The 26,739-nt window shown below is 70.5% G+C and carries 25 protein-coding genes and 5 tRNA genes; 7 read left to right on the top strand and 23 right to left on the bottom strand.

Annotated features, from left to right (window positions below):
- From ACFVWW_RS15790 to ACFVWW_RS15765, 6 genes are all read right to left on the bottom strand, one after another.
- Entirely contained in the window at positions 1–636 is a 636-nt protein-coding gene (locus tag ACFVWW_RS15790) for a YceD family protein (protein ID WP_386878336.1), read from the bottom strand.
- A gap of 157 nt (positions 637–793) precedes the next feature.
- The gene (locus ACFVWW_RS15785; protein ID WP_386878275.1) at positions 794–1,990 is read right to left on the bottom strand and encodes a cell division initiation protein; all 1,197 of its coding nucleotides are present in this window, start codon (positions 1,988–1,990) and stop codon (positions 794–796) included.
- A gap of 98 nt (positions 1,991–2,088) precedes the next feature.
- Complete coding sequence (gene coaD / locus ACFVWW_RS15780) at positions 2,089–2,568, bottom strand: pantetheine-phosphate adenylyltransferase (protein WP_384184797.1); 480 nt, start codon at positions 2,566–2,568, stop codon at positions 2,089–2,091.
- Between the two features lie 26 nt (positions 2,569–2,594).
- On the bottom strand, positions 2,595–3,179 hold the full coding sequence (gene rsmD, locus ACFVWW_RS15775) for a 16S rRNA (guanine(966)-N(2))-methyltransferase RsmD (protein WP_384184580.1): 585 nt from the start codon (positions 3,177–3,179) through the stop codon (positions 2,595–2,597).
- Between the two features lie 94 nt (positions 3,180–3,273).
- Positions 3,274–5,475, bottom strand: coding sequence for an ATP-dependent DNA helicase RecG (gene recG, locus ACFVWW_RS15770; RefSeq protein ID WP_386878274.1), 2,202 nt, complete (start codon positions 5,473–5,475; stop codon positions 3,274–3,276).
- A gap of 83 nt (positions 5,476–5,558) precedes the next feature.
- Positions 5,559–7,313 carry a DAK2 domain-containing protein gene (locus ACFVWW_RS15765; RefSeq protein WP_384184575.1) on the bottom strand — a complete coding sequence of 585 codons (1,755 nt, stop codon included), beginning with the start codon at positions 7,311–7,313 and terminating at the stop codon, positions 5,559–5,561.
- Between the two features lie 149 nt (positions 7,314–7,462).
- On the opposite strand from ACFVWW_RS15765, the gene rpmB reads away from it, so the two are divergent.
- Complete coding sequence (rpmB, locus tag ACFVWW_RS15760) at positions 7,463–7,648, top strand: 50S ribosomal protein L28 (RefSeq protein WP_078877327.1); 186 nt, start codon at positions 7,463–7,465, stop codon at positions 7,646–7,648.
- A gap of 130 nt (positions 7,649–7,778) precedes the next feature.
- On the opposite strand, the gene thiD is transcribed toward rpmB, so the two are convergent.
- Both thiD and ACFVWW_RS15750 read right to left on the bottom strand, forming a co-directional pair.
- Positions 7,779–8,579, bottom strand: a complete 801-nt coding sequence (gene thiD / locus ACFVWW_RS15755) for a bifunctional hydroxymethylpyrimidine kinase/phosphomethylpyrimidine kinase (protein ID WP_384184572.1) — start codon at positions 8,577–8,579, stop codon at positions 7,779–7,781.
- Positions 8,580–8,589: 10 nt separating this feature from the next.
- On the bottom strand, positions 8,590–9,558 hold the full coding sequence (locus tag ACFVWW_RS15750) for a thiamine-phosphate kinase (protein WP_384184569.1): 969 nt from the start codon (positions 9,556–9,558) through the stop codon (positions 8,590–8,592).
- Positions 9,559–9,764: 206 nt separating this feature from the next.
- Here ACFVWW_RS15750 and ACFVWW_RS15745 point away from each other — a divergent pair, with 206 nt between their 5' ends.
- Together ACFVWW_RS15745 and ACFVWW_RS15740 are read left to right on the top strand one after the other, a co-directional pair.
- On the top strand, positions 9,765–9,998 hold the full coding sequence (locus ACFVWW_RS15745; RefSeq protein WP_384184566.1) for an Lrp/AsnC family transcriptional regulator: 234 nt from the start codon (positions 9,765–9,767) through the stop codon (positions 9,996–9,998).
- A 181-nt stretch (positions 9,999–10,179) separates the two neighbouring features.
- The gene (locus ACFVWW_RS15740; protein WP_386878273.1) at positions 10,180–10,680 is read left to right on the top strand and encodes a DUF3515 domain-containing protein; all 501 of its coding nucleotides are present in this window, start codon (positions 10,180–10,182) and stop codon (positions 10,678–10,680) included.
- Positions 10,681–10,722: 42 nt separating this feature from the next.
- Here the strand turns inward: ACFVWW_RS15740 and ACFVWW_RS15735 are convergent, their stop codons facing one another.
- From ACFVWW_RS15735 to ACFVWW_RS15725, 3 genes are read right to left on the bottom strand one after another with little or no spacing between them, the layout of a single operon-like run.
- On the bottom strand, positions 10,723–11,895 hold the full coding sequence (locus tag ACFVWW_RS15735) for a D-alanine--D-alanine ligase family protein (RefSeq protein ID WP_384184560.1): 1,173 nt from the start codon (positions 11,893–11,895) through the stop codon (positions 10,723–10,725).
- 34 nt (positions 11,896–11,929) lie between these two features.
- Positions 11,930–12,931, bottom strand: a complete 1,002-nt coding sequence (locus ACFVWW_RS15730) for an NAD(P)H-dependent glycerol-3-phosphate dehydrogenase (RefSeq protein WP_384184557.1) — start codon at positions 12,929–12,931, stop codon at positions 11,930–11,932.
- Positions 12,928–13,680, bottom strand: a complete 753-nt coding sequence (locus ACFVWW_RS15725; protein ID WP_384184554.1) for a lysophospholipid acyltransferase family protein — start codon at positions 13,678–13,680, stop codon at positions 12,928–12,930. The genes ACFVWW_RS15730 and ACFVWW_RS15725 overlap by 4 nt, the downstream gene beginning before the upstream one ends.
- 157 nt (positions 13,681–13,837) lie before the next feature.
- Here ACFVWW_RS15725 and cofC point away from each other — a divergent pair, with 157 nt between their 5' ends.
- Both cofC and ACFVWW_RS15715 read left to right on the top strand, forming a co-directional pair.
- A complete protein-coding gene (gene cofC, locus ACFVWW_RS15720) occupies positions 13,838–14,527 on the top strand; it encodes a 2-phospho-L-lactate guanylyltransferase (protein ID WP_384184552.1) in 690 nt (229 codons plus the stop codon).
- Between the two features lie 30 nt (positions 14,528–14,557).
- Positions 14,558–14,761 carry a hypothetical protein gene (locus tag ACFVWW_RS15715; protein ID WP_384184550.1) on the top strand — a complete coding sequence of 68 codons (204 nt, stop codon included), beginning with the start codon at positions 14,558–14,560 and terminating at the stop codon, positions 14,759–14,761.
- A 160-nt stretch (positions 14,762–14,921) separates the two neighbouring features.
- Here the strand turns inward: ACFVWW_RS15715 and ACFVWW_RS15710 are convergent, their stop codons facing one another.
- From ACFVWW_RS15710 to leuC, 4 genes are all read right to left on the bottom strand, one after another.
- Complete coding sequence (locus ACFVWW_RS15710; protein WP_384184547.1) at positions 14,922–15,572, bottom strand: HU family DNA-binding protein; 651 nt, start codon at positions 15,570–15,572, stop codon at positions 14,922–14,924.
- A gap of 143 nt (positions 15,573–15,715) precedes the next feature.
- Complete coding sequence (locus ACFVWW_RS15705) at positions 15,716–15,943, bottom strand: hypothetical protein (RefSeq protein ID WP_384184544.1); 228 nt, start codon at positions 15,941–15,943, stop codon at positions 15,716–15,718.
- A gap of 104 nt (positions 15,944–16,047) precedes the next feature.
- Entirely contained in the window at positions 16,048–16,656 is a 609-nt protein-coding gene (gene leuD / locus ACFVWW_RS15700; RefSeq protein WP_384184541.1) for a 3-isopropylmalate dehydratase small subunit, read from the bottom strand.
- 2 nt (positions 16,657–16,658) lie between these two features.
- Positions 16,659–18,092 (bottom strand): 3-isopropylmalate dehydratase large subunit, encoded by a 1,434-nt coding sequence (gene leuC, locus ACFVWW_RS15695; protein WP_386878272.1) that lies wholly within the window; start codon positions 18,090–18,092, stop codon positions 16,659–16,661.
- Between the two features lie 182 nt (positions 18,093–18,274).
- Between leuC and ndgR the strand changes: the two genes are divergently transcribed.
- Positions 18,275–18,991, top strand: a complete 717-nt coding sequence (ndgR, locus tag ACFVWW_RS15690) for an IclR family transcriptional regulator NdgR (protein WP_266495357.1) — start codon at positions 18,275–18,277, stop codon at positions 18,989–18,991.
- A gap of 189 nt (positions 18,992–19,180) precedes the next feature.
- Here the strand turns inward: ndgR and ACFVWW_RS15685 are convergent.
- From ACFVWW_RS15685 to ACFVWW_RS15650, 8 genes are all read right to left on the bottom strand, one after another.
- A tRNA-Glu gene (locus ACFVWW_RS15685) sits at positions 19,181–19,253 on the bottom strand.
- Between the two features lie 16 nt (positions 19,254–19,269).
- Positions 19,270–19,341, bottom strand: a tRNA-Gln gene (locus ACFVWW_RS15680).
- 16 nt (positions 19,342–19,357) lie between these two features.
- Positions 19,358–19,430 (bottom strand) — tRNA-Glu (locus ACFVWW_RS15675).
- A gap of 61 nt (positions 19,431–19,491) precedes the next feature.
- Positions 19,492–19,564: transfer RNA gene (locus ACFVWW_RS15670), tRNA-Glu, on the bottom strand.
- Positions 19,565–19,584: 20 nt separating this feature from the next.
- Positions 19,585–19,656 (bottom strand) — tRNA-Gln (locus ACFVWW_RS15665).
- Positions 19,657–19,857: 201 nt separating this feature from the next.
- The gene (gene gltX, locus ACFVWW_RS15660) at positions 19,858–21,348 is read right to left on the bottom strand and encodes a glutamate--tRNA ligase (RefSeq protein WP_386878271.1); all 1,491 of its coding nucleotides are present in this window, start codon (positions 21,346–21,348) and stop codon (positions 19,858–19,860) included.
- The gene (locus tag ACFVWW_RS15655) at positions 21,341–22,126 is read right to left on the bottom strand and encodes a fumarylacetoacetate hydrolase family protein (RefSeq protein ID WP_384192692.1); all 786 of its coding nucleotides are present in this window, start codon (positions 22,124–22,126) and stop codon (positions 21,341–21,343) included. The genes gltX and ACFVWW_RS15655 overlap by 8 nt, the downstream gene beginning before the upstream one ends.
- A 135-nt stretch (positions 22,127–22,261) precedes the next feature.
- Positions 22,262–22,498 (bottom strand): hypothetical protein, encoded by a 237-nt coding sequence (locus ACFVWW_RS15650; protein ID WP_384192723.1) that lies wholly within the window; start codon positions 22,496–22,498, stop codon positions 22,262–22,264.
- A gap of 514 nt (positions 22,499–23,012) precedes the next feature.
- Between ACFVWW_RS15650 and ACFVWW_RS15645 the strand changes: the two genes are divergently transcribed.
- Positions 23,013–26,735: a nitrate- and nitrite sensing domain-containing protein gene (locus ACFVWW_RS15645; RefSeq protein WP_386878270.1), complete on the top strand. Its 3,723-nt coding sequence runs from the start codon at positions 23,013–23,015 to the stop codon at positions 26,733–26,735.
- Positions 26,736–26,739: the final 4 nt, after the last annotated feature.

Here is a 26,739-nt window from a genome sequence, read left to right as displayed (position 1 = left end):
CTACTTCTCCTGCTTCTCGTCGACGCCCGCTTCGGCGCCGCCCATGTTGTCCTTCTCGCCGTCCTTGACGGTCTCGGCGAGTCCCTGCAGTGCCGCCCAACGGATGTCGACGGCGTCGTGGTGGTGGTCCGGGTTCTCGTCCAGCCTGATCCCGCATTCGGAACACAGGCCGGCACAGGTCTCCCGGCACACCGGCTGCATCGGCAGTGCGAGCACCACCGCATCACGCAGCACGGGCTCGAGGTCGAACAGGCCGTCCTCGATGTAGAGCGTGTCCTCGTCCTCGGCGTCGTCGGCCGGCTCCGCGCGAGGGCGGCCCCGGTCATCGGCGTCGTGGTACGAGAACATCTCCTGGAAATCCGCCGACAGCTCCTGGCTCAGCGGCTCCAGACACCTTACGCACTCCCCCTCGACCGACGCACGGGCGGTGCCCGTGACGAGCACCCCGTCCATGACCGATTCGAGGCGGAGCTTCAGCTCCACGGGCGCGCCCTCGGGCGTTCCGATGACGTCCGCGATCCCGAAGTCCTTGGGGGCGGGCGCCGAGCGGGTCAGCTTCCGGAGCGCACCGGGACGCCGCCCCAGCTCGTGCGTGTCGAACACGAGGGGGTTGCGATGGTCGAGGCGCGCGTTCAGAGCTGTTCCCGCTTTCCGATCGTGAGGGGGGCCGCCACCGTCGCGGAAGCGAAGCGGGCAGCCGGGGCCGCGGACATACACGCGACCGAAGAGCCAGGGTACTGGACCGGCCGCCATAGACCCAATCCGGTCCTCCCCGGCGGCCTGCCTGTGTCGGTCAGCGCCCCTGCTCGTACCGGCGCAGCTGATCGAGGTCGATCATGCTGGTGTCGAAGAGGCTGGTCTCGTCGAGGGCGCTCTGCGGGTCGGGGGCCGGGGGCAGCGCCTGCTGCTGGGGCTGGGCGCCGGGCTGCTGCTGCCAGTCGTAGGTCGCGGGGTAGCCCTGGTTCTGGTCCTGCCCGTAGCCCTGCTGCTGGTACGCGTACGGGTCCTGCTGCTGATAGCCGTACGCGTCCTGCTGCTGGTATCCGGCGTAGCCGGCCTCGGCGTACGCGGGATCCGGGTAGCCGCTACCCGGGTACCCGGCCTCCGGGTAGCCGGTGGCAGGCTGCGGGTTCTGCGGGTAGGCGGGATCGGCGTACGGCTGCTGGGCCGTTACCTGGGCCGGAGCCGCAGTGGCCGGGGGCTGAGGCGCCTGGGGCTGCTGCTGCGCCGGTACGGGGGCCTGGGCGGCGTCGCGCGGGGTCTCGGCGAGGCCCGCCAGATAGTCCGCGTCGCTGCCGCGCCCCTGCGGGCCCGCCGCGTCCTGGGCCGCCATGTGCGCCCCCAGCTCGTCCGAGGTGGTGCGGCCGTGCAGTTTCTGCCGGCCGCGGCCCACCGCGTCGAGCGTCTTGGAGAGGACCGCCTCGAAGGCACCGAGCTTGGCGTCGACGTAGTCGTCGGCCCGCCGGATCAGGGTGTCGGGGTCGGCGCTGTACTCGGGGGCGTCGTCGTCCTCGGCGGCGCCGTATCCCTGTTCGTCCTGGCCGGGGCCGCGGCCGAGCAGCTTCTCGCGGCCCCGGTCGACGGAGCCGATGGTCTTGGTGAGGACGACCTCGAAGTTGGCCAGCTTGGAGTCGACGTAGTCGTCCGCCTCGGCGCGGATCTCCTCGGCGTCCCTGCGGGCCTCGGCGAGGATGCGGTCCGCCTCCTCCTGGGACCGGCGGGCGATGGCGGTGTCGGAGGTCAGCGTGGAGCGCTGGGCGTGCGCCGCCTGGACGATGCGCTCCGCCTCCTGGCGGGCCTGCTCGGCCAGCTGCTGATGGCCGCCGATCAGCTCCTGGGCCTGCGCCAGCGAGCCCGGGAGCGCTTCCCGTACCTCTTCGAGCATCGCGAGCAGCTCGGCGCGGTTCACCACGCAGGACGCCGACATGGGCATGGAGCGGGCGCTGCCCACCGTGTCGACGATCTCGTCGAGCTTCTTCTGCACGTCCACCGTGTGCTCGCCACTCTCTCAGCTGGTTTGGAGACGGACGCAACGACTGTACGGCCAGTTCGAACCCGTCCGACACCGGATGACGGGCAGTCAGTTCCTCAGCGCTCGCCGAGCCGCTCCACGAGCGCCGTGTGGACGGCCGGGGGCAGCAGGTGGGAGACGTCTCCGCCCCAGGTGGCGACCTCTTTGACCAGGGAGGAGGAGAGGAAGCTGTAGGTGGGGTTGGTGGGAACGAACAGGGTCTCGACGCCCGAGAGCCCGTTGTTCATCTGGGCCATCTGCAGCTCGTAGTCGAAGTCGCTGACGGCGCGCAGGCCCTTCACGATGGCCGGGATGTCGCGCTCCTTGCAGAAGTCGACGAGCAGGCCGTGGAAGGACTCGACCTCGACATTGCCGAATTCGGCGGTGACCTCGCGGATCAGAGCGATCCGCTCCTCGATCGTGAACAGTCCCTTTTTGGACTGATTGATCATCACCGCGACATGTACGACGTCGTACAGCTTGGAGGCGCGGGCGATGATGTCGAGATGTCCATTGGTGATGGGGTCGAAGGACCCCGGACAGACGGCGCGGCGCAACTGAATTCCCTCGCTCTCCGGTCCGGTCATGGTGCGTCTTCGCACGTAGAGGCGGCGCGACCGTACCAAAGCGTCCCCTCGCCGTAGCGACGGGACCGCAGTGGTTCGAAGCCGTCCGGCCAGCCGAACTCGCCGCCCCTGGTGCTGCGTTCCACGGTGGCGACGGCATCGCCGCTGAGCCAGCCCTGCGAGCGGAGTGTGAGCAGGATCTCCCGAAGATCGTCATCGGTGACGGCGTACGGCGGGTCGAGAAACACCAGGTCGTACGGGGTGTCGGGGGCCTGACCGGTGACGATCTGCTCCGCCTTGCCGGTACGGACCTCGGCGCCGGGCAGACCGAGCGTCCTGACGTTCTCGCGGACGATTCGGGCGGCGCGGGCGTCGGCCTCGACGAGCAGGGCGTGCGCGGCGCCCCGGGAGAGCGCTTCCAGGCCGACGGCGCCCGAGCCGGCGTACAGATCGGCGATCCGGATGCCGTCCAGGGTGCCGAGGATCGACTCCCAGCTGGAGAACAGGCCCTCGCGCGCGCGGTCGGAGGTGGGGCGGGTGCCGTTGCCGGGCGGGACGGCGAGGCGGCGTCCGCCGGCCGCGCCGGCGATCACGCGGGTCATGGGTGTCGGGTCCTCGGTTCGTGGGCGGGGGGGTCGGGTGCTCCACCCACGATATGGCGTGCGCCCCGGCCGGGCCCCCGCGGCCTCGGGCGCGTCAGCCCTTGTCGAGGTACTGCTCGCGTTCCGTGTCCAGCAGCGCGTCCAGGGCCGTACGCAGCTCCGGGTAGCCCGCGAGCCCGGGATCCTCGCCGACGACCGCGACGGCCTCCTCGCGGGCGGCGGCGATGACCTCCTCGTCCTCGATGACCGCGAGCATCCGCAGCGAGGAGCGCACCCCGGACTGGGCCTGGCCGAGGACATCGCCCTCGCGGCGCTGTTCGAGGTCGATACGGGACAGCTCGAAGCCGTCGAGGGTGGCGGCGACCGCGCCGAGCCTGGCCCTGGCGGGGCTCGCCTCCGGCGCGTCGGTGACCAGCAGACAGAGGCCGGGGGCCGAGCCGCGGCCGACCCGGCCGCGCAGCTGGTGCAGCTGGGAGACGCCGAACCGGTCCGCGTCCATGATCACCATCGCGGTGGCGTTGGGCACGTTCACCCCGACCTCGATGACCGTGGTCGCGACCAGCACATCCACCTCGCCCGCGCCGAAGCGGCGCATCACGGCGTCCTTGTCGTCGGGCTGCATGCGTCCGTGCAGGACCTCGATGCGCAGCCCCTGGAGCGGCCCCCCGGTGAGCTGCTCGGCGACCTCCACGACGGCGAGCGGCGGCCGCTTCTCGGCGTCCTCCGCGGCCTTCGCCTCCGCGGCCGGCTTCTTCTTCGCCTTCTCGTCCTCGTCGTCCCCGATGCGCGGGCAGACGACATACGCCTGATGGCCCTTCTCGACCTCCTCGCGCACCCGCTCCCAGGCGCGGGCGAGGAAGTGGGGCTTGTCCTGGGCCGGCACCACATGGCTGGCGATCGGCGAGCGCCCGGCGGGGAGCTGGTCCAGGACGGAGGTCTCCAGGTCGCCGAAGACGGTCATCGCGACCGTGCGGGGAATGGGCGTGGCCGTCATGACCAGCAGATGCGGGGGCTGCTTGCCCTTGGAGCGCAGGGCGTCGCGCTGCTCCACCCCGAAGCGGTGCTGCTCGTCCACGACGACCAGGCCGAGGTCGTGGAACTGCACCTTGTCCTCGATCAGGGCATGGGTGCCGATCACGATCCCGGCCTCGCCGGTGACCAGATCGAGCAGCGCCCGCCGCCGCGCGGCCGCGCCCATGGAGCCGGTGAGCAGGACGACCTTGGTGGCGTGCTCGGCGCCGCCGAGCATCCCGCCCTGGGCCAGCTCCCCCATCATCTCCGTGACCGAGCGGTGGTGCTGCTGGGCGAGGACCTCGGTGGGCGCCAGCATGGCGGCCTGGCCGCCCGCGTCGACGACCGCCAGCATGGCCCGCAGCGCGACGAGCGTCTTGCCCGAGCCGACCTCGCCCTGGAGCAGCCGGTGCATGGGGTGTTCGGTGGCGAGGTCCGCGAAGATCTCGGCGGTGACCTTCTGCTGGCCGTCGGTGAGGGTGAACGGCAGCTTGGCGTCGAAGGCGTCGAGCAGCCCGCCCGCCACCGGCCGGCGTGGCACGGCGGGAAGCTGGGCGTCGGCGTGCCGCCGCCGGGCGAGCGCGACCTGGAGGACGAACGCCTCGTCCCACTTGAGGCGCTGCCGGGCGTCCTCGATGTCCGCCCTGGTCTCGGGCCGGTGGACCTTGAGCAGCGCTTCGGGCAGCGAACCGAAGCCGCGCCCCGCACGCAGTGCGGGCGGCAGCGGGTCGACGGCTTCCGCGGCCCTGGGCAGGACCGCGTCGACGGCCTTGGTGATCTTCCAGGACTCCAGCCCCTTGCAGGCGGGATAGATGGGGATCAGCTTGCCCGCGAAGGCGTCCACGGCGTCCTCGCCGCTGTCCGTGCCCAGCGGCACATACGTGGGGTGCGCGAGCTGGAGCTTGCGGTTGAAGACGGAGACCTTGCCGGCGAACATCCCGCGGCTGCCCGGCGGCAGTTCCTTGTGCGGCTTGTGGATTCCTCTGCCGAAGAAGACCAGCTGGAGCCGGCCGCTGCCGTCGGTGAGGGTGATCTCCAGGCGCTGGCCCCGGCCGTGGTTGAACGTCAGCACCCGGGAGTCGGCGACCTGGGCGACCACGGTCACGTCCTCGTCCAGCGGCAGTTCGGCCAGCTTGGTCAGCTGGCCGCGCTCCTCGTACCGCCGCGGGTAGTGGTGCAGCAGATCGCCGACCGTGTGCAGGTCGAGGTGTTCGGCCATCACCTTCGCGGTGGCGGGACCGAGCGTCTTCTTGAGAGGTTCATCCAGCGCGGACACGCGATCCATTGCACACCACACCACTGACACCCGTCGCGCACCCCCGGATCTTCGCAGGTCGCAGCCGTGCCGCGGACGGGGCTCGGCGCGGTCTACTCGACGCCGATGAGCAGCGGCACGGACTGCCGGCCGCCCCGGTAGACCATGGTGTCGACCGCCAGATGCCCGTCCCGTACGTAGATCTCCAGGCGTTCGGCGAGGGTGTCCGGCACATCCTCGCCGACCACCAGCGTCACCAGTTCGCCGCCGGCCGCCAGCATCCGGGCGAGTACGGCCTCGGCGGTGGCGGCGAGGTCGGCGCCGATCACCGCGACATCCCCGTCGATCAGCCCCAGCACATCACCGGCCTGGCAGATGCCCGCCATGGTCCAGGACTGCCGCTCGGCGACGGCCAGTTCGGCGTAGCGGGTGGCCCCGGCGGCGGAGGTCATCGCCACCACGTCCTCGTCGAAGCGCCGGTCCGGCTGGTGCACGGCGAGCGCGGCGATGCCCTGGACGGCGGCCCGGGTCGGGATGAGGGCGACCCGTACCCCTTCGCTGCGCGCCTGTTCCGCGGCGGCGGCCGCGGTGTGCCGCAGCGTCGCGTCGTTCGGCAGGAGCACCACCTCGCGGGCGTGCGCGCGCCGGATCGCCTCGACCAGCTCGCCGCTGGCGGGCGGTTCCCCGGGGCGCGCGAGGACGGTCGTCGCGCCGGCCTCGGCGCACAGTCCCGCGAGCCCTTCGCCGGGCACCACCGCGACGACGGCCCGCTGGACCTGCTCCCTTGGCCGCTCGTCGGGGGAGGCGTCGGCGGAGGTGGAGGCGGCGGCCGGGGCATCGAAGTGGGTGATCCGGATGCGGTACGGACGCCCCGCCTCGACACCGGCCTCCACGGCGGCTCCCGCGTCGTCGACGTGGACGTGTACGTTCCACAGCCCGTCGCCGCCGACGACGACCAGCGAGTCGCCGAGACCGTCGAGCCGGTCCCGCAGCCGTGCCACCGCGCTGTCGTCCGCCTCCAGCAGATAGATCACCTCGAACGCGGGACCGCCCGCGGTCGCGCGCGACCCGGCCGCCGGTTCCTCGTACCGGCGGTGGCCCGTCGGGAAGGCAGCCGGCGTCTCGCCCGTGAGGGACTGCACGAGCGCTCCGAGGACGGCGAGCAGCCCGCGCCCGCCCGCGTCGACGACGCCCGCGCGCCGGAGCACGGCCAGCTGGCCCGGGGTGGCGTCGAGTGCGGCGCGTGCGCCCGCGTACGCCGCGCGTGCGACGGCTGCTCCGCCGGCCGCCGTACGCTCCGCCGCGAGGGCCGCGTCCGCCGCCGCGGCCGCCACGGTGAGGATCGTTCCTTCGACGGGATGCGCGACGGCCTCGCGGGCCAGTTCGGCGGCCCGCCGCAGCGCCGGGGCAAGAGCGTCCGCGTCGCCGGGCGCCCGCGCCGCGAGCACCTCGGCCATCCCGCGCAGCAGCTGCGCCAGGATCGTCCCCGAGTTCCCCCGGGCCCCGATCAGCGCGCCGTGCGCCATGGCCCGTACGGCATCGGCGGGGGCGGGCACGGAGGCACCGGTCTCGTGCGCGGCGAAGACCGCCTCGACCGCCTGCACCGCGGACTCCACGGTCAGATAGAGATTGGTGCCGGTGTCACCGTCCGCGACCGGATAGACGTTGATCGCGTCGATCTCCTCGCGCTCCCGGCCGAGGGCCTCCAGCGCCAGCGAGCACCAGCTCCGCACCGCTGCGGCGTCGAGGGTCTGCGGCACCTGATGGTCCTCCTTTGAGCGGCCCGGAAGCGGGCTGCACGCAGGGTAGCCCCCGGGCCCGGAGGGGGCGGGCGGACAGCCGCGCGGGACGGGGACGGGAAACGCCATGGTAGTTTCGTTGCACCGAAGCAGGGGTTGTATGCTGCTCCGGTTGCCCGATGAAAGTCGGGCCATTCCCCCCGGCAACGCCGCATCAGTCATTGATTCCGGCACGCCGGATATCTCTGTACGTGCATCTGAAGTCTTTGGAGTGACCCGTGGCTGCCAACTGCGACGTCTGTGGCAAGGGGCCGGGCTTCGGCAACAGCATTTCGCACTCGCACCGCCGTACGTCTCGTCGCTGGAACCCGAACATCCAGCGTGTGCGTGCCGTGGTCGGTCGGACGCCGAAGCGGCTCAACGTATGCACCTCGTGCATCAAGGCCGGCAAGGTCTCGCGCTGACGCCTGCGTCGTAGCGCAGCCCCTGCGGTTGCCTTGAAAAGCCGGTCCACCTCGGTGGGCCGGCTTTTTGCCGTGTCCGCGTCCGTCCCGGGTCCGTGCCCGCGTCCGTTCCGTGACCGGTCATGAGAGGTCAGCGGAAGCGCCACGCGTGGTCCACCGGGCCGATACCGCCGCCCAGGGGGAAGCCGTTGGCGATGGCGCCCGTCACATATTCCTTGGCGGCCACCACGGCCGCCACCACGTCCTGCCCGTTTCCCAGACCGGCGGCGACGGCCGACGCGAGGGTGCAGCCCGTCCCGTGCGTGTGCCGGTTGGTATGGCGGGGGGCCCGCAGCCAGTGTTCCTCGGCGCCGTCCGTCAGCAGATCCACCGCGTCCCCCGGCAGATGCCCGCCCTTGATGAGCGCCCAGCGGGGCCCGAATTCGAGCACGGCGCCGGCCGCGCGCCGCATACCCGCCTCGTCCTCCACCCGTACGCCGGTGAGCTGGGCCACCTCGTCCAGATTCGGGGTGGCGACGGTCGCGGCCGGCAGCAGCCGCGTCCGTACGCCGTCCAGCGCGGCGGCGGCCAGCAGCGGATCTCCGTGCTTCGAGACACCGACCGGGTCGACGACCACGGGGGCGTCGGTCCCGGCGAGCAGCTCCGCGACGGCGCAGACCAGTTCGGCGGAGGAGAGCATGCCGGTCTTCACCGCCTGGACGCCGATGTCGTCGACGACACTGCGGTACTGCGCCCGCACCGCGTCCACGGGCAGTTCCCAGACTCCCCGCACGCCCAGGGAGTTCTGTGCCGTGACGGCGGTGAGCACGCTCATGCCGTGCACACCGAACGCCAGCATGGTCTTCAGATCGGCCTGGACGCCCGCCCCGCCACCGGAGTCCGATCCGGCGACGGTCAGGACGCGGGCAGGCACCCGTACGGCTGTCGGCATGGACCCGAATCTACTCGTCCTCGATGTCCCCGAAGTGGTCCCAGCCGCCCTTGCTGGTCCAGGGCGCCCCGTCGACCGTCACCTGCGGCAGCGCGGACGGGTTGAGGACCTCGCCGATCACCTTCCAGCGGGCCGGCAGCTTCACGTCCGCCGGGAACGTGGCGACGATCGCGTGGTCCTCTCCCCCGGTCAGCACCCACTGGAGCGGATCGATGCCGACCGCCTGACCGATGTCGTTCATCTGCGAGGGGATGTCGATCAGGCCGGACCGCAGATCGATACGGACCTTGCTGGCCTCCGCGATGTGCCCGAGGTCGGCCACGAGTCCGTCGCTGACGTCGGTCATGGCGGTGGCGCCGAGCCCGGCCGCCGCGGGGCCCGCGTGGTAGGGCGGTTCCGGCCTGCGGTGCGCCTCCACAAAGGCGCGGGGTGAGCGGAAGCCGCGCGAGAGCACCGCGTGCCCGGCGGCCGACCAGCCCAACCAGCCGGTGTAGGCGATGACATCGCCCGGCTGGGCACCGGACCGGGTCACCGGCTCGTGGTTGCGCAGATCACCGAGCGCCGTGATGGCGATCGTGATGGTGTCGCCGCGTACGACATCGCCGCCGACCACGGCCGCCCCCGCGACCTGGCACTCGTCGCGGATGCCGTCCATCAGCTCGGTGGGCCAGGTGACCGGGAGTTCGGCCGGGACGACCAGGCCGAGCAGCAGCGCGGTGGGGACCGCGCCCATCGCCGCGATGTCGGCGAGGTTCTGCGCGGCCGCCTTGCGGCCCACGTCGTACGCCGTCGACCAGTCACGGCGGAAGTGCCGCCCCTCCAGCAGGAGGTCCGTACTCGCCACGACCCTGCGGTCCGGCGCGGCCACGACCGCGGCGTCGTCGCCCGGCCCGAGCCGGACCGCCGGGGTGGTGGTGAGCCGGGAAGTGAGCTCCCTGATGAGCCCGAACTCCCCCAACTCGCCCACGGTTCCCTTCACCGAGACTCCCCTCTCATCGCCGGGCCGCGCCTGCGGTCGCGGGCCGTCACTGCTGTCACTACCGTCAAGAGATACGTCAACTTCTGTCTTCCGTACGCCCCACTGCGGGCGCCACCGGGTGCCCGGGTCTCCCCGCGGCCCGCGACGACGCGATACCGTGGCGTCTCTTCTCCCCACATGATCCTCGTGGCCGCCCTGGAGGTTCCGTGGTACAGGCGTACATCCTTATTCAGACCGAGGTGGGCAAGGCGACAACCGTCGCCGAGACCATCGCCAAGATTCCGGGAGTGATCCAGGCCGAGGACGTCACCGGTCCTTACGACGTGATCGTGCGCGCACAGGCGGACACGGTCGACGAGCTGGGTCGCATGGTGGTCGCCAAAGTCCAGCAGGTGGACGGCATCACTCGCACCCTGACCTGCCCCATCGTGCACTTGTAGATCGGCCGGCGCATGGGGGGTGGCGTCGCCGGACCGGTGCTCGCACCGTGTCGCTCTGTCGTCACTCACCATGGCTCCGGCATGCCCCGATCCTCCGCGTCGCGCCGCGCGCACCGCCGCCCCAGCCCCTCTCCGGACCTCCACGTGCGGGCCGGTTCAAGCCCCCGTCTACGCTTGGCCGATGACCCTGTCCCGCCGCCCGCCCTCCCGGCGCAGGCTATCCGGCCGCCCGCTCGTCTGCCTGCCCGCCGTGATTCTGCTGGCAGCGACGGCCGGCTGTTCCTCGACGGACGCGTCGGCGTCGGTCGCGGTTCCCCGTCCCCCCGAGCGGGAAGCGGCGCTGTGCCGCGCGCTGCACAAGGAACTGCCGAAGACCGTCGCGTATCTCGACCGGGAAGATCCCGAGCCGCGTTCCGAACTCACCGCCGGGTGGGGTGACGCCGCGATCGTACTGCGCTGCGGCGTTCCGCGGCCCGAGAGGATGGGCGACGCCCAGGCGGACGCGGTGGAAGCCGACGGCGTCAACTGGATGCTGGAGGAACGGGACTCCGGTCCCCGCTTCACCACCACGTACCGCGCGACCTATGTGGAAGTCACTATGGGCGCGCGGTTCGCCCATGACTCCACTCCGCTCGCGCAGCTGGCAGCGCCGGTCAAGAAGACGATTCCGTCGAGCCTGTAGCGCGGGACGGGCCGGCCGGTGCGGCCGGCCCGTGGCCGAGGGTCAGCGCAGACCGGTCGGGCGGCGCAGCGCCGCCTGGATCAGCAGGTCGACCAGTTCCGGGTAGCTGACGCCGGTCTCCTGCCACATCCGCGGGTACATGGAGATCGGGGTGAAGCCCGGCATCGTGTTGATCTCGTTGATGACGAACTCGCCGTCCTCGGTGAGGAAGAAGTCCGCGCGGACCAGGCCCTCGCAGGACGCGGCCTCGAACGCCTCGACGGCGAGCCGGCGTACCTCGGCGGTCTGCTCCTCGGTGAGCGGCGCGGGCACCAGACCGGTGGCCGAGTCGATGTACTTGGCCTCGAAGTCGTAGAAGTCGTGGGCCGTGACGGGCGGGATCTCGGCGGGCACGCTGGCCCGCGGCCCGTCCTCGAACTCCAGCACACCGCATTCGATCTCGCGGCCGCGCAGCAGCGACTCCACCAGGATCTTGGGGTCGTGGCGCCGCGCCTCGGCGATAGCCTCGTCGATTCCCGAGAGATCGTCGACCTTGGTGATACCCATGGAGGAACCGCCACGGGCGGGCTTCACGAAGAGCGGCCAGCCGTGCTCGGCGGCGAAGTCCACGATCTTCTTGCGGGCGGCCGCGCCCTTGGCGCCCTCGGGGCCCTGCTCCCATTCGCGGGGCCGGATCACCACGTACGGGCCGACGGGCAGCCCGAACGAGATGAACACCCGCTTCATGTACTCCTTGTCCTGGCCGACGGCCGAGGCGAGGACCCCGGCGCCGACGTACGGGACACCGGAGAGTTCCAGCAGGCCCTGCAGGGTGCCGTCCTCACCGTAGGGACCGTGCAGCACGGGGAAGACGACATCGACCTCGCCCAGCGCCTTGGGCACGGAGCCGGGCTCGCTGTAGACGACCTCGCGGTTGCCCGGGTCGACGGAGAGGACGACGCCGCCGTCGGTGGACTCGGCGATCTGCTCGACGCTCGGCAGGGTGCGGTCGGCGATGGCCATCCGCTCCGGGTCGTCCGCGGTCAGCGCCCAGCGGCCGTCCGTGGTGATGCCGATGGGCAGGACGTCGTACTTCGTACGGTCGATGGACCGCAGGACAGCGCCGGCCGTGACCACCGAAATGGAGTGCTCGGAGCTACGGCCGCCGAAGACGACGGCCACGCGCGGCTTGCGGAGCTGCTGCTCAGGGCTCTGGGAGGGGTTCTCGCTGCTCATATCGCGATGAGAGTACCTGGTGGTAGCGCCCGAGTCAGCGGCGCTCGGGCTTGGCGCTGCGGGACATCAGCTCCTTCAGCGCGACGAGCGGCGGCTTACCGTTGTGAACGATGTCCACGACCGTTTCCGTGATCGGCATGTCGACGGCGTGGCGCCGGGACAGATCGAGAACGGACTCGCAGGACTTGACGCCCTCCGCGGTCTGCTTGGTGACCGCGATGGTCTCCTGGAGCGTCATCCCGCGGCCGAGGTTGGTGCCGAAGGTGTGGTTGCGGGAGAGCGGCGAGGAGCAGGTGGCGATCAGGTCGCCCATGCCGGCGAGGCCGGAGAAGGTGTGCGGGTCGGCGCCCATGGCCAGTCCGAGCCGGGTGGTCTCGGCGAGGCCGCGGGTCATCAGGGAGGCTTTGGTGTTGTCGCCGAGGCCCATGCCGTCGGCGATCCCGACGGCGAGACCGATCACGTTCTTGACCGCTCCCCCGAGTTCACAGCCGACGACATCGGTGTTGGTGTACGGGCGGAAGTACGGGGTGTGGCAGGCGGACTGGAGCCGCTGGGCGACCGCCTCGTCCCGGCAGGCGACCACGGCCGCGGCCGGCATACGGCCGGCGATCTCCTTGGCGAGATTGGGCCCGGTGATCACGGCGACCCGGTCGGCCGGTGCCTTGGCGACCTCTTCGATCACCTCGCTCATCAGCTTGGCGGTGCCGAGTTCGACGCCCTTCATCAGCGAGACGAGCACGGTGTCGGCGGGCAGCAGGGGCGCCCACTCGGCGAGATTGCCGCGCAGGGTCTGCGAGGGCACGGTGAGTACGGTGAACTCCGCACCGCGGGCGGCCTCCGCCGGGTCGGTCGTGGCCCGTACGCCGGCGGGCAGTTCGAAGCCCGGCAGATAGTCGGGGTTGGTACGGGTGGTGTTGATGGTCTCGGCGACGTCCCGGCGACGTCCCCAGATCGTCACCTCGCAGCCCGCGTCGGCGAGAATCATGGCGAACGCCGTTCCCCACGAACCCGCTCCGAATACGGCTACCCGCGTCACTTGGACCCCTCTTCCGCGGCCTTGCGCCGCTGTTCCGCCCTGGCATCACGATGGTCGTACGGGGCCGTGGGCACCGGCTCTCCGCGTACTTCGGAGAGCAGCTCCGTGATAGCGGCCATGATCACCTCGGTCGCCTCGCGCAGCAATTCAGGGGTGGGCTCCTGGCCCTCGAACCGGGAGAGATCGACCGGCGGTCCGGCCAGCACCCGCAGCGTCTTGCGGGGAAAGAACTGGAAGCGGTGGTCCGTCGCGTACGGCGGCATCGCCAGATTGGCGCCCCACTGCGCGACGGGAATGACCGGGGCCTTGGTGAGCAGCGCGACGCGCGCCGCGCCGGTCTTGCCGGCCATCGGCCACATGTCGGGGTCGCGGGTGAGGGTGCCTTCCGGGTAGAAGGCGACGCATTCGCCGCGCTCGACGGCGTCGACGGCGGCCCGGAACGCGTCCAGCGCGTTGGTGGTCTCGCGGTAGACGGGAATCTGTCCGGTGCCGCGGAGCATCATGCCGACAAAGGAACCCTTGAAGAGCCCGGCCTTTGCCAGGAATCGCGGGACGCGTCCGGTGTTGTACTGGAAGTGAGCGTAGGAGAGAGGATCCAGATAGGAGTTGTGGTTGACCGCGGTGATGAATCCGCCGTCGGCAGGAACGTGCTCCAGACCCTGCCAGTCCCGCTTGAACAGAATGACCAGCGGCGGTTTTGCGATGACCGCCGCCAGGCGGTACCAGAAGCCGATTCTGCGGCGGGACACTCGTACACCTTCCTCTTCGCGCCCGGCTCACTGCCCGGCTGCCGGGGGTCAAGTGTGGCCCCGGGCCCCTGCACTGTCGAGAACACCGTACGCCCCGCCCCCTGGAGCGGGGCTGTGGGCCGTGACGGCGCCGGGCCACAATAGAGGGCCGATACACATGGACGGAGAGTTCGCCACGAACACCGACCCGACCGCTCGCTGGTCCCTGGTCGTCCCGCTCAAACCGCTGCGGCTGGCCAAGAGCAGGCTCGCCGGGACGACGGCGGACGCGCTGCGTCCGCGGCTGGCCCTCGCCTTCGCGCAGGACACCGTGGCCGCGGCGCTGGCCTGCGCCGTCGTACGGGATGTGTCGGTCGTCACGGACGACCCGACGGCGGCGGCGGAACTGGCCTCGCTGGGGGCGCGCATCGTGCCGGACACCCCGGCGGGCGGTCTCAACGCCGCGCTGGCGCATGGGGCGCGGGCGGTCAGGGCGGTCAGGCCGCGGGCCGCGGTGGCCACGGTCAACGCCGATCTGCCCGCGCTGCGCCCCGGTGAGCTGGCCCGGGTGCTGGATGCCGCGGCGGAATTTCCGCGTGCTTTTCTCGCGGACGCCGCCGGAATCGGTACGACATTGCTGGCGGCCGCACCGGGCGCGGAATTGAATCCGGCTTTCGGCGGTCCGTCCAGGGACCGGCATTTGTCCTCGGGCGCGGTGGAAATTCTGCTGGCCGGGGTGGATTCCGTACGGCGGGACGTCGACACGGGCGACGATCTGCTGGTGGCCGTGGCGCTGGGTCTGGGCCCGCACACGGCCCTGCGGTACGCGGCGCGGGGGCCGCTGTCTGCGCCGCAGCCGGGGCACTGAGGGGGACGGCACGACCGATACGCTGCCGCCATGCAGGCGACCGCGTACACATACGAATCCGAAACCCGCAGCGGGAGTGTGCTGCTGGACGACGGCACCCCGGTGGAGTTCGACGCCGCGGCCTTCGACGCCGGCGGGCTGCGGCTGCTCAGGCCCGGTCAGCGGGTGCGCGTCGAGACTGAGGGCGAGGGCCCGTCCCGCAGGATCACGCTGGTGACGCTCTACACCTTCTGAGCGCCGTCGGGCCCGCCGAGCGCGCCACGGCGTCCCGTACAACGCCGCGGGCCGGGCTCCCCGAGGGGAGCCCGGCCCGGCGCGTGTGGCCCTGTACCTCTTACTGGTGCCGCGACCGGGAATGTTTGCGCGACGGGGCAAACGTTTCCGGGAGGGGCAACTAGTTCCTCGTGGTGGTCTTCTTCGCGGTGGTGGAGCGCGCGGTGGCCTTCTTCGCGGGCGCCTTCTTGGCGGTGGCCTTCTTGGCCGGCGCGGTCTTCTTGGCGGCGGTCTTCTTGGCCGTGGCCGTGGCCTTCTTGGCGGTCTTCTTCGCCGGCGTGGTCTTCTTCGCCGTGGTCTTCTTCGCCGTGGCGCTGGTCTTCTTCGCCACGGTCTTCACAGCCGCGGTCTTCTTGACCGCGGTCTTCCGCGCCGACGTGGCCTTCTTGGCGGTGGCCTTCTTGGCCGCGGCCTTGGCGGTCGTACGCGTGGAAGCTCCGCCCGAGAGGCTGCCCTTGGGGGCCTTCTTGACGGCCACATCGTTCTTGGGGAGCTTCTTCGAGCCGCTGACCAGGTCCTTGAAGCCCTGACCCGCGCGGAAGCGCGGCACCGAGGTCTTCTTGACCCGCACGCGCTCACCCGTCTGCGGGTTGCGGGCGTAACGGGCCGGACGGTCGACCTTCTCGAACGAACCGAAGCCGGTGACCGAGACCCGGTCGCCCGCGACCACCGCGCGGACGAGCGCGTCGAGTACCGCATCGACCGCGTCCGCGGCCTGCTGGCGGCCGCCGACCTTGTCCGCAATCGCTTCTACGAGCTGCGCCTTGTTCACGTCTTCCCCTTCGGAGACATTGCCAGAACGAAAGTGTTCAAGCTTTTTCGCACGTTAGGCAGATATATACCGCAAATCAAACACGAAACGGGCTAATCACCCTAGTGCCGCAACGAAGTCGACCTGGCGGAGTTCCGCGGAGGTCAGTCATCTTCGGGAAAACGTCCCTCGTCGAGGTCCTTCATCAAGCGGTCCAGACGCCTTGCCGCGCCCGGGAGATCGTGTTTCGCCGCGGCCGTGATGGCCAGCAGCTTCCGGGAGAGCGCCATCCGTACGCCCTCCGGGACTTGCAGTCCACGCACCCGTGTGTGCGCTTCTTTCAGTTGTTCGGCGACCAACCCGTAGAGCTTGAGTTGATTGTCGCGTTCCATGCACCGATTGTGCCATCTGGGGCGAGTTGTCGCCCGACGGGGTCTCAACAAGCAACTGCACCCCCTGCCGGACGGCAGGGGGTGCAGTAGGGGAAAAGCGCTGATCAGGCGGTAATCGTGCGCGGTTTGAAGGAGGGCCTGGCCGCCTCGTAGGTGGCGATGTCCGCTTCGTTCTGAAGGGTGAGGCTGATGTCGTCAAGGCCGTTCAGCAACCGCCAGCGGGCGTTCTCGTCCAGCTCGAAATCGGCCGTCAGCTCCGCCCCGTCGGCGGCGGCCGCCCGGACCTGGCGCTGCTCCAGGTCCACGGCGATCTCGGCCGTGGGGTCGCTCTCCACGATCTCCCACAGGGCGTCCACGACCGGCTGCTCCAGAACCACGGTCAGCAGACCGTTCTTGAGCGAGTTGCCGCGGAAGATGTCGGCGAACCGGGAGGAGATGACGGCCTTGAAACCGTAGTTCTGCAGCGCCCAGACGGCGTGTTCGCGGGACGATCCCGTACCGAAGTCGGGGCCGGCGACCAGCACCGTGGCCCCCGCGTACTCGGGCTGGTTGAGGACGAACGCGGAATCCTTGCGCCAGGCCTCGAAGAGCCCGTCCTCGAAGCCGTCGCGGGTGACCTTCTTGAGCCAGTGCGCCGGGATGATCTGGTCGGTGTCGACGTTGCTGCGGCGCAGCGGTACGGCCCGGCCGGTGTGCGTGGTGAAGGCTTCCATGGTTATCGCGCTCCAGCGGGCGTACGGGCGTCGGCGTCGGACAGATCGGCGGGCGAGGCCAGATGGCCCAGCACGGCGGTGGCGGCGGCGACCTGGGGAGAGACCAGATGCGTGCGGCCGCCCTTGCCCTGCCTGCCCTCGAAGTTGCGGTTGGAGGTGGAGGCGGAGCGCTCGCCGGGCGCGAGTTGGTCGGGGTTCATGCCCAGGCACATCGAACAGCCCGCGTGCCGCCATTCGGCTCCGGCGGCGGTGAAGACCTTGTCCAGGCCCTCTGCCACGGCCTGGAGTGCGACCCGTACCGAGCCGGGGACCACCAGCATCCGCAGTCCGTCGGCGACTTTGCGGCCGTCCAGGATCGAGGCCGCCGAGCGCAGGTCCTCGATACGGCCGTTGGTGCAGGAGCCTACGAAGACGGTGTCGACCTTGATGTCACGCAGCGCCTGCCCGGCGGTCAACCCCATGTATTCCAGGGCCTTTTCGGCGGCGTGGCGCTCCGAGGCGTCCTCGTACGAAGCCGGGTCGGGGACGTGCGCGGAGAGCGGGGCGCCCTGGCCGGGGTTGGTGCCCCAGGTGACGAACGGGGCCAGTTCGGCGGCCTCGATGAAGACCTCGGCGTCGAAGACCGCGTCGTCGTCGGTGCGCAGCGTCCGCCAGTACGTGAGCGCCGCGTCCCAGTCCGCGCCCTCGGGGGCGTGGTCGCGGCCCTTCAGATAGGCGAAGGTGGTCTCGTCCGGAGCGATCATGCCCGCCCTGGCGCCGGCCTCGATCGACATGTTGCAGATGGTCATCCGGGCCTCCATCGAGAGCTTCTCGATGGCCGAGCCCCGGTATTCGAGGATGTAGCCCTGGCCGCCGCCGGTACCGATCCTGGCGATGATGGCCAGGATCAGGTCCTTGGCGGTGACGCTGTCGGGCAGTTCGCCCTCGACCGTGATGGCCATGGTCCTGGGGCGGGCCAGCGGCAGGGTCTGGGTGGCCAGGACATGCTCGACCTGGCTGGTGCCGATGCCGAACGCCAGCGCGCCGAAGGCGCCGTGGGTGGAGGTGTGGCTGTCGCCGCAGACCACGGTGGTGCCGGGCTGGGTCAGCCCCAGCTGCGGGCCCACGACATGGACGACGCCCTGCTCGACATCGCCCAGCGGGTGCAGCCGGACGCCGAAGTCGGCGCAGTTCTTACGGAGCGTCTCCAACTGGACACGGGAGACCGGGTCGGCGATGGGCTTGTCGATGTCGAGGGTCGGGGTGTTGTGGTCCTCGGTCGCGATGGTGAGGTCGAGCCGCCGGACCTGCCGTCCGCTCATACGGAGGCCGTCGAAGGCCTGGGGGCTGGTCACCTCGTGCAGCAGGTGCAGATCGATGAAGAGGAGGTCGGGCTCGCCCTCTGCGCGCCGGACGACATGATCGTCCCAGACCTTCTCCGCGAGTGTCCTACCCATCGCGTTCCCTCCGGCCGGCCTCGTGCGGCCGGCGCTCCTAGAGATATGGGGGCCCACGTCCGTCCCCCACCTGCCGGACATCGGCTGAGGACCCGATGGTCCGCGGGCCCGTACATACAGGGTGGCAAGTTCCCTGGGAAATTGAACTTGCGTTTCACAGAGTGAGACGCGAGTATCGTTTCATGGACAACTCTAGCGGCGTCGGCGTTCTCGACAAGGCTGCTCTCGTACTGAGCGCCCTGGAGTCCGGTCCGGCCACCCTCGCCGGGCTGGTCGCGGCGACCGGGCTCGCACGACCCACGGCACACCGGCTGGCCGTGGCTCTGGAACACCACCGGATGGTGGCGAGGGACATGCAGGGCCGGTTCATTCTCGGCCCGCGGCTGGCCGAACTGGCCGCCGCGGCCGGCGAGGACCGCCTGCTGGCCACGGCCGGACCCGTACTCACCCACCTGCGGGACATGACCGGTGAGAGCGCCCAGCTCTACCGCCGCCAGGGCGACATGCGGATATGCGTGGCGGCGGCGGAGCGGCTCTCGGGTCTGCGGGACACGGTCCCGGTCGGTTCCACCCTCACCATGAAGGCCGGCTCCTCGGCCCAGATCCTGATGGCCTGGGAGGAGCCGGAGCGGCTGCACCGCGGTCTGCAGGGGGCACGGTTCACGGCGACGGCGCTCTCGGGCGTACGGCGCAGGGGCTGGGCCCAGTCGATCGGCGAGCGCGAGCCGGGCGTGGCGTCGGTCTCCGCGCCGGTGCGCGGTCCCTCGAACCGCGTGGTCGCCGCGGTCTCCGTATCCGGGCCGATCGAGCGGCTCACCCGGCATCCCGGCCGTATGCACGCGCAGGCCGTGATCGACGCGGCGGGACGGCTGAGCGAGGCCCTGCGCCGTACCGGCTGAGCGCTGTCACCCACCCCACCCGTTCGTTCACGTACGGTCAACCCCGCCCGGCCGGCCCCTTCCGTCCGTCCCGGCCCGGCCGCTTCGACGCCGCAGCGGCCGGGCCGGACCCAACAGGCGCTCCGGCAACGGCGGTTGACGACGAAACGCGAGAAGGCCCTCCGCACTGCGGAGGGCCTTCTCGTTCTGTACCCCCGACCGGATTCGAACCGGCGCTACTGCCGTGAGAGGGCAGCGTGCTAGGCCGCTACACAACGGGGGCATGGACCAAAGTCCAGCTGGGCTACCAGGACTCGAACCTAGAACAACGGAACCAGAAACCGTCGTGTTGCCAATTACACCATAGCCCATGGTGATTACTGCACGTACCCCCGACCGGATTCGAACCGGCGCTACTGCCGTGAGAGGGCAGCGTGCTAGGCCGCTACACAACGGGGGCCCTAGCGATCCTGCATCGACGCGTCCGGGTGCGACCCGAAAGCATCGGAGAGAAGGATCTGTACCCCCGACCGGATTCGAACCGGCGCTACTGCCGTGAGAGGGCAGCGTGCTAGGCCGCTACACAACGGGGGCATTGCAGAAAAGCGTCTGCGCTGGGCTACCAGGACTCGAACCTAGACTAACGGAACCAGAAACCGTCGTGCTGCCAATTACACCATAGCCCACCAAAACTCAACCCCCACATGTGGGGGTTTGTTTGGTTTGCGCTACCTTGCCGGACCTTTCGGCCCTCTCGGGCGGCGCAGGAAGAACATTACCCGAAGGTGGACAGCGCTCCAAAACGAGTATCAGCGCGGTCGGGGCGAGGCGCGGACGGGCCGGGAGGGCGGGCCTTCCCGGCGCGGCCCGCCCTCCCTGAGCCTGCCTCAGGCCGTCAGCTTCGCCAGGGCCGCGTCGATACGGGACAGCGTGCGCTCGCGGCCCAGGATCTCCAGGGACTCGAAGAGCGGCAGACCCACCGTGCGGCCCGTGACGGCGACGCGCACCGGGGCCTGGGCCTTGCCCAGCTTGAGGCCGTGCTCCTCACCGGCCGCGAGGACCGCGTTCTTGAGCGCCTCGGTGTTCCACTCCGCCTCGGCGATCTTCGTACGGGCGGTGGCCAGCAGCGCGTCCGCGCCCGGCTTCATGGCCTTGGCCCAGGACGCCTCGTCCTGCGCCGGCTCGTCGAGGAAGAGGAAGTCGACGTTGGCCGTGATGTCCGAGAGGACGGTGAGCCGGGTCTGGGCCAGCGGGGCCAGCGTCGCGAAGGCGGCCGCGTCGAAGGACTCCGGCGGCCACGGCGCGTGCGGGGCCTTCAGCCAGGGGCCGCAGGCGTCGATGAACGCCTTCTCGTCCAGCTGCCGGATGTGGTCCGCGTTGATCGCCTCGGCCTTCTTCAGGTCGAAGCGCGCCGGATTGGCGTTGACGTCCGCGATGTCGAACGCGGCGACCATCTCCTCCATCGAGAAGAGATCGCGGTCCGCGGAGAGGGACCAGCCGAGCAGCGAGAGGTAGTTGAGCAGCCCCTCGGGCAGGAACCCGCGCTCACGGTAGAGGTTGAGGGATGCCTGCGGGTCACGCTTCGAGAGCTTCTTGTTGCCCTCGCCCATGACGTACGGGAGATGCCCGAACGCCGGGATGTCCTTGGCGATGCCCAGCTCGATCAGCGCCTTGTAGAGCGCGACCTGACGCGGGGTGGAGGAGAGCAGGTCCTCGCCGCGCAGGACGTGCGTGATCTCCATCAGCGCGTCGTCGACCGGGTTGACGAGCGTGTAGAGCGGGGCACCGTTGGCGCGGACGATGCCGTAGTCCGGGACGTTCTCCGGGGTGAAGGTCAGTTCGCCGCGGACCAGGTCGGTGAAGGTGATCGGCTCGTCGGGCATCCGGAAGCGGACGATGAAGGTGCGGCCCTCGGCCTCGTACGCCGCCTTCTGCTCCGTGGTCAGGTCGCGGCAGTGGCCGTCGTAGCCGGAGGGCCGGCCCGCGGCGCGGGCGGCCTCGCGGCGGGCGTCCAGCTCCTCGGTGGTGCAGTAGCAGTGGTACGCGTGACCGGCGGCGAGCAGCTTCTCGGCGGTGTCGCGGTAGATGTCCATCCGCTGCGACTGGCGGTACGGCGCGTGCGGGCCGCCGATCTCGGGGCCCTCGTCCCAGTCGAACCCCAGCCAGCGCATCGCGTCGAGCAGCTGTCCGTACGACTCCTCGGAGTCGCGCGCCGCGTCGGTGTCCTCGATACGGAAGACCATGGTGCCGCCGTGGTGACGGGCGAACGCCCAGTTGAACAGGGCGGTGCGGACCAGACCCACATGGGGGTTGCCGGTCGGGGAGGGGCAGAACCGTACGCGTACGTGCTTGCCTGTACCGCTGTGTGCGCTAGCCACGCTTGATCACCCTGTTGGTGAGAGTGCCGATGCCTTCGATGGTGACGGCGACCTCGTCGCCGACGCTGAGGGGGCCGACCCCGGCGGGGGTGCCCGTGAGGATGACGTCGCCCGGGAGCAGGGTCATGGCCTCGGTGATGTGCACGATGAGGTCCTCGACGGAGCGGACCATCTCGCTCGTACGGCCGAGTTGGCGCTGTTCGCCGTTGACCGTGCACTGGATGGTGAGGTCGGCGGGGTCGAGGTCGGTCTCCACCCAGGGGCCGAGGGGGCACGAGGTGTCGAAGCCCTTGGCGCGGGCCCACTGCTTCTCGCGCTGCTGGGCGTCGCGCGCGGTGACGTCATTGGCGCAGGTGTAGCCGAAGATGACGTCCTTGACGCGCTCCCGAGGGACCTCGCGGCACATCCGGCCGATGACGACGGCCAGTTCCGCCTCGTAGTGGACCTCGTTCGAGAAGGAGGGGTACTCGATCGCGTCTCCGGAGCCGATCACCGAGGTGGTGGGCTTGAAGAAGGCGACCGGCACCTCGGGGATCTCGTTGCCCATCTCCGCCGCGTGCTCCGCGTAGTTGCGGCCGATGGCCACGACCTTGTTGGGGAGCACCGGCGGGAGCAGCCGGACCTTGCTCAGCGGGACCTTGGTGCCGGAGAGCTCGAAGTCGGCGTACGGAATGCCCTTGATGATGTCGAGGACGAGGCCGGCGGGGTCGCCGCTGCCTTCGCCCTCGACCGCGCCGAAGGCGACATTGCCGTCGATGGAGAATCTGGCGATGCGCACGGGATGCTGTCGCCCCTCACTTGCTGTGTGGTCTGGAGACTGACGCTCCAGGCTAACGCGGCGTGAAGGGACCGCCTCGCGTATTACAGTGCGGGCGGACGATGTGGATCAAGAAAATCCGGGCCGGGCCGGAACCTACTGCGCGACCGGTGCGTCCATCAGGGTCGTACGGCGGGGATTGGCGGTCCGGTTCGGCAGGACGACGGCATGTTCCGGCTGCTCCGTGGGGACCAGGTTCTCGGCGTCCTTCAGATGCGCCAGCGTGGTGCGCCGGGGGTTGGCGGTGTTGCGGAACATCATCGTCGTCTTCATCTGTGGTGTCAGACCCTGTCGGATGAGGGGCGCCGGGGCGCCGGTTGTCGGATATGCCATCCCTGTAAAGCGTCAGGCTAAACATCCGATTCCCCACCCGCGCGGCGATCCATAGACGATCTCCGTGTGAGTTTGCTCACGACTCGACAGGCATTTACCCCATTACGGACAGCGACGGGTAGTCACGAAAACGGACATTGCCTTACTGAACGTTCCATTCCGCTGCTGATCATCAGGACTGGGACACCCCCCACCCGTAAGTGACTCGCCCGTAAAAGACCGTTTCATCCGTGAACATTTTCTACGGCTGGTGACTCCCCGCTCACACCGTGTCATACAGGTCACACCCCGGCCCTCGGCCCTTGTTGGAGATCCTGCACTGTGCTGGAATTCCCCCCACCGCCGCGGGTTTCAAACCGGCGCGCAGGGGCGCAACGCAGCGCCGAGTGGCGGCGGGGAAGGAGAGCAAGCGCCGGTCACTCACGACCACCATGGGGAGCGTTTTTCGCGCCCCACGACGCCGACACCGTCCCACCGTTGCGGGGGGACGCCTGGTCCAGAGGTTGCGACGCTAGTGCAGGGACGTTTCAAGAGGGATAGCAGCGCTGCGGCGGAGCAGGAGTCCCGTGGCGGAACCGACCGCGGCTCCTCGCCCCAGCACACCCAGAACCCGGGTCCGGCACCTTCCGGCGAGACCGGCGGCCGAGGCGGGCACCCGGGGACGGCGCCGGGCGGCGACGGGCCTTCGGGCACGCCGAACGCCACGGGGCCGGCGGACGCGGGCTCACGCATAGCCCTGCGCAACTGGCGCATCAGTACCCGCCTGGTGGCTCTGCTCACCCTGCCGGTGGTCGCGGCCACCACGCTGGGCGGCCTCAGGATCAACGAGTCGTTGAACGACATGCAGCAGCTGGAGCACATGCAGCTGCTGACGAAGATGACCAAGGAGGCGACCAGCCTCGCCGCCGCGCTCCAGGCGGAGCGTGACGACTCCGCCGGTCCGCTCACCAACGGCGGGGACTCCAAGGACTTCAAGGTCCAGGACCGCCGCACGAAGACGGACCGGGCGAAGAAGGCCTTCCTCAACGCCACCCGGGACATCGGCAACACCGACGGCGACCAGGCGCTGGAGAGCATCCGCACCAACGTCAGCCAGATCGCCACCCAGGTCAACAAGATCAACGAGATCCGCCAGAGCGCCTACACCTCCGGCTCGGACTCGGACTCCCTGACCGTCGACGCGTACAGCGGACTGATCGACTCGCTGCTGAGCCTCTCGCAGGACATGGCGCAGGCGACCAGCAACCCGGACATGATCAAGCGGACCCGTGCGCTGGCCGCGTTCTCGTCCGCCAAGGAGTACGCCTCCATCCAGCGGGCGGTCATCGCCGCCTCCCTGCCGGCCGACCCGAAGAAAAAGGGCACGCTCACCGAGAACGACCGTCTCTACGGTCTGGCCGCGGCGACCAAGGAGAAGAACGCCCTCACCTCCTTCAGCTGGCTGTACGAGTCCATCGGCGGCGACGCCGAAGAGCTGATGGCCCCGCTCAACGGCCAGGGCAACTCGGAGATCCAGGCGGCGGAGAAGTACGCGGACCGCGTGCTGGGCACCGCCGGGGAGCTGCAGAGGCAGCCCAACCGCTCGTATCTGGACTGGACCGACCAGTCGACCATCCGGATCAACGCGATGAAGACCATCGAGGCCACGCTGCTGGGCGAGATGGAGGGCAAGGCCCGTGAGCTGCGTGAGCAGTCGCAGCGCGACGCGCTCATCAACGGTGCGCTGATCCTCGTCGTCCTCGGTGTCTCGCTCGTCGGCGCCTTCGTGGTCGCCCGCTCCATGATCCGCTCGCTGCGCCGGCTGCAGGACACGGCGACCAAGGTCGCCCAGGAACGACTGCCCGAACTGGTCAAGCAGCTCTCGGAGTCGGACCCGCAGGACGTCGACACCTCCGTCGAGTCGGTCGGTGTGCACTCCCGGGACGAGATCGGACAGGTCGCCACGGCCTTCGACGACGTGCACCGCGAGGCGGTCCGCCTCGCCGCGGAGCAGGCGCTCCTCCGGGGCAACGTCAACGCGATGTTCACCAACCTCTCGCGCCGCAGCCAGGGCCTCATCCAGCGTCAGCTGTCCCTGATCTCCGAGCTCGAGTCCCGTGAGGCCGACCCGGACCAGCTGTCCTCCCTCTTCAAGCTCGACCACCTCGCGACCCGTATGCGCCGTAACGGTGAGAACCTTCTGGTCCTCGCGGGTGAGGAGCCCGGCCGCCGGTGGACCCGGCCGGTCCCGCTGGTCGACGTGCTCCGCGCCGCCGCCTCCGAGGTGGAGCAGTACGAGCGCATCGAACTCTCCTCGGTGCCCGGCACCGAGGTCGCCGGCCGCGTCGTCAACGACCTGGTGCACCTGCTCGCCGAGCTGCTGGAGAACGCGACCTCGTTCTCCTCGCCGCAGACGAAGGTCCGCGTCACCGGTCACGCGCTGCCCGACGGGCGCGTCCTCGTCGAGATCCACGACACCGGTATCGGCCTCTCCCCCGAGGACCTCGCCGCGATCAACGAGCGGCTCGCCTCGCCGCCCACCGTGGATGTCTCGGTCTCGCGCCGCATGGGTCTGTTCGTGGTCGGCCGGCTGTCCCTGCGGCACGGCATCCGGATCCAGCTGCGCCCCTCCGACTCCGGCGGTACGACCGCGCTGGTCATGCTGCCGGTCGATGTCGCCCACGGCGGCAAGAAGAGCCCGGTCGGCAGGCCCGGCGCGGGTGTCGGTCCCGGTGGCCAGGGCGGCGTGGGCCAGGCGCCCGGCGCTCCCGGCGGCCAGTTGACCGGCGGTCCCGGTACGCCGGGTGGCGACCGTCCCGGTCTGAGCACGGGCCCCGGCGGCTCGTCGGCGCCCGGCCGGCTCGGCGCGGGTGCGCCGCGCGGCCAGGTCGGCGCGGGTGCGAGCCCGCGCGCCGCACTGCCGGCCCGTGACACCCAGGGCGGACCGCAGGACCCGCAGCGTCAGGGCTCGGGCCAGCCGAGTGTCTTCGGCCAGAACGCCTTCGGCGCTCCGGCCCAGGGCCAGGGCGGCCAGGGTCAGGGCGGCCAGGGCCCGGGTCATGGCCGTACGGACCGTCCCGGCGCTCCGGCCGGTCCGAACAGCGAGGCCGGCCAGGGCGTCAGGTCAGGCCAGGGGGGCCAGAACGGCTTCAGCGGCCGCGCCCAGAACGCCTTCCAGCAGGGCGGCGCCCCCGACCGCGGCCGGCAGCTCCCGCCGCCCGGCGGACCGCGCGCCGAGCTGCCCGGTGGCAACCCTCCGCAGCAGCGCCCGCAGACCACCAGCTGGGGCAGCGAGCAGTCGCAGCGCCCCTCGCTGGACGCGCCGCGCGGCCACGAGGAGCACGACTCCACCGGCCAGTACGCCCGCCCGACGGCCGAGCAGCAAGGTCCCGGCTCCACCTCCGAGTTCCAGCGCCCGGACTTCAACGGGCCCCGGCCGGACCAGAACGCCCCGTACGACGACGGCCGTCCTGACCCCGCGTCCACGGCCCAGTTCCCCCGTCCGGATTTCAACGCCCCGGCGGGCTACACCCAGGACTACAACGCCCAGCAGGGCTACACCCCGCAGTCCGGTTATCGCGCATCGTCGGACTACAGCGCTCCGCAGCAGGACTACAACTCGGCCCAGCAGGACTTCAACGCTCCGCGGCCCCCGGCGCCGTCCCCGGCGCCCGGTTCTCAGGGCGGGTACCGGCAGCCGAGCCTGCCGCCGCAGCCGCAGCCCGAGGCCCTGCCTCCGGCCGGTCCCGGTGACGGCCGCACTCCGCTGTTCGACTCCCTGGAAACCAACTGGTTCCACGGCATACAGCAGCAGGGTGGCGGCCAGCCGCAGCCGCCGTCCGCGCCGCAGCAGCAGGGCCCGCCGCAGATGCCGCGGCGTGAACCGATGCCGCAGCGCGAGCCCTCCAACGGCCCGGGCGCGAACAGCTCGGGTGCCAACGGCGCCGGCGTCACATCCTCCTGGCGCACGTCGCCCAACGACGAGCTGGTACGCCAGGCCGAGCGGGTCAAAAAGCCCGCCGCGGGCGGTATCACCACCTCCGGTCTGCCCCGCCGGGTACCGCGCGCCAATCTGGTGCCCGGCACCGCGCAGGAACAGAACAACCAGGCCGGTCCGCAGGTTTCGCGTGCGCCTGCTGACGTACGCGGCCGGCTGACCAATCTCCGTCGGGGTATTCAGCAGGGTCGTCAGGCGGGCAACACCGGCCCGGCGAACAGCGGCTTCAACCTCGGCACCTCTCACCAGCAGGAGCGTTAGTTGA

This window comes from Streptomyces sp. NPDC058198 (genome assembly GCF_042882605.1).
GTDB lineage: Bacteria > Actinomycetota > Actinomycetes > Streptomycetales > Streptomycetaceae > Streptomyces.
The sequence above is the reverse complement of the archived record's forward strand: the minus strand, read 5'-3'. Positions and strand labels throughout refer to the sequence as shown.

What these genes read in the sequence shown, in the direction of transcription:
- rsmD (WP_384184580.1), bottom strand. Translation starts at nt 3,179, where the DNA reads ATGACCCGCGTGATCGCCGGCGCGGCCGGCGGACGCCGCCTCGCCGTC.
- recG (WP_386878274.1), bottom strand. Translation starts at nt 5,475, where the DNA reads ATGGATCGCGTGTCCGCGCTGGATGAACCTCTCAAGAAGACGCTCGGT.
- ACFVWW_RS15765 (WP_384184575.1), bottom strand. Translation starts at nt 7,313, where the DNA reads ATGGCGTTTCCCGTCCCCGTCCCGCGCGGCTGTCCGCCCGCCCCCTCC.
- thiD (WP_384184572.1), bottom strand. Translation starts at nt 8,579, where the DNA reads ATGCCGACAGCCGTACGGGTGCCTGCCCGCGTCCTGACCGTCGCCGGA.
- ACFVWW_RS15740 (WP_386878273.1), top strand. Translation starts at nt 10,180, where the DNA reads ATGACCCTGTCCCGCCGCCCGCCCTCCCGGCGCAGGCTATCCGGCCGC.
- ACFVWW_RS15735 (WP_384184560.1), bottom strand. Translation starts at nt 11,895, where the DNA reads ATGAGCAGCGAGAACCCCTCCCAGAGCCCTGAGCAGCAGCTCCGCAAG.
- cofC (WP_384184552.1), top strand. Translation starts at nt 13,838, where the DNA reads ATGGACGGAGAGTTCGCCACGAACACCGACCCGACCGCTCGCTGGTCC.
- ACFVWW_RS15715 (WP_384184550.1), top strand. Translation starts at nt 14,558, where the DNA reads ATGCAGGCGACCGCGTACACATACGAATCCGAAACCCGCAGCGGGAGT.
- ACFVWW_RS15705 (WP_384184544.1), bottom strand. Translation starts at nt 15,943, where the DNA reads ATGGAACGCGACAATCAACTCAAGCTCTACGGGTTGGTCGCCGAACAA.
- leuD (WP_384184541.1), bottom strand. Translation starts at nt 16,656, where the DNA reads ATGGAAGCCTTCACCACGCACACCGGCCGGGCCGTACCGCTGCGCCGC.
- leuC (WP_386878272.1), bottom strand. Translation starts at nt 18,092, where the DNA reads ATGGGTAGGACACTCGCGGAGAAGGTCTGGGACGATCATGTCGTCCGG.
- ndgR (WP_266495357.1), top strand. Translation starts at nt 18,275, where the DNA reads ATGGACAACTCTAGCGGCGTCGGCGTTCTCGACAAGGCTGCTCTCGTA.
- ACFVWW_RS15650 (WP_384192723.1), bottom strand. Translation starts at nt 22,498, where the DNA reads ATGGCATATCCGACAACCGGCGCCCCGGCGCCCCTCATCCGACAGGGT.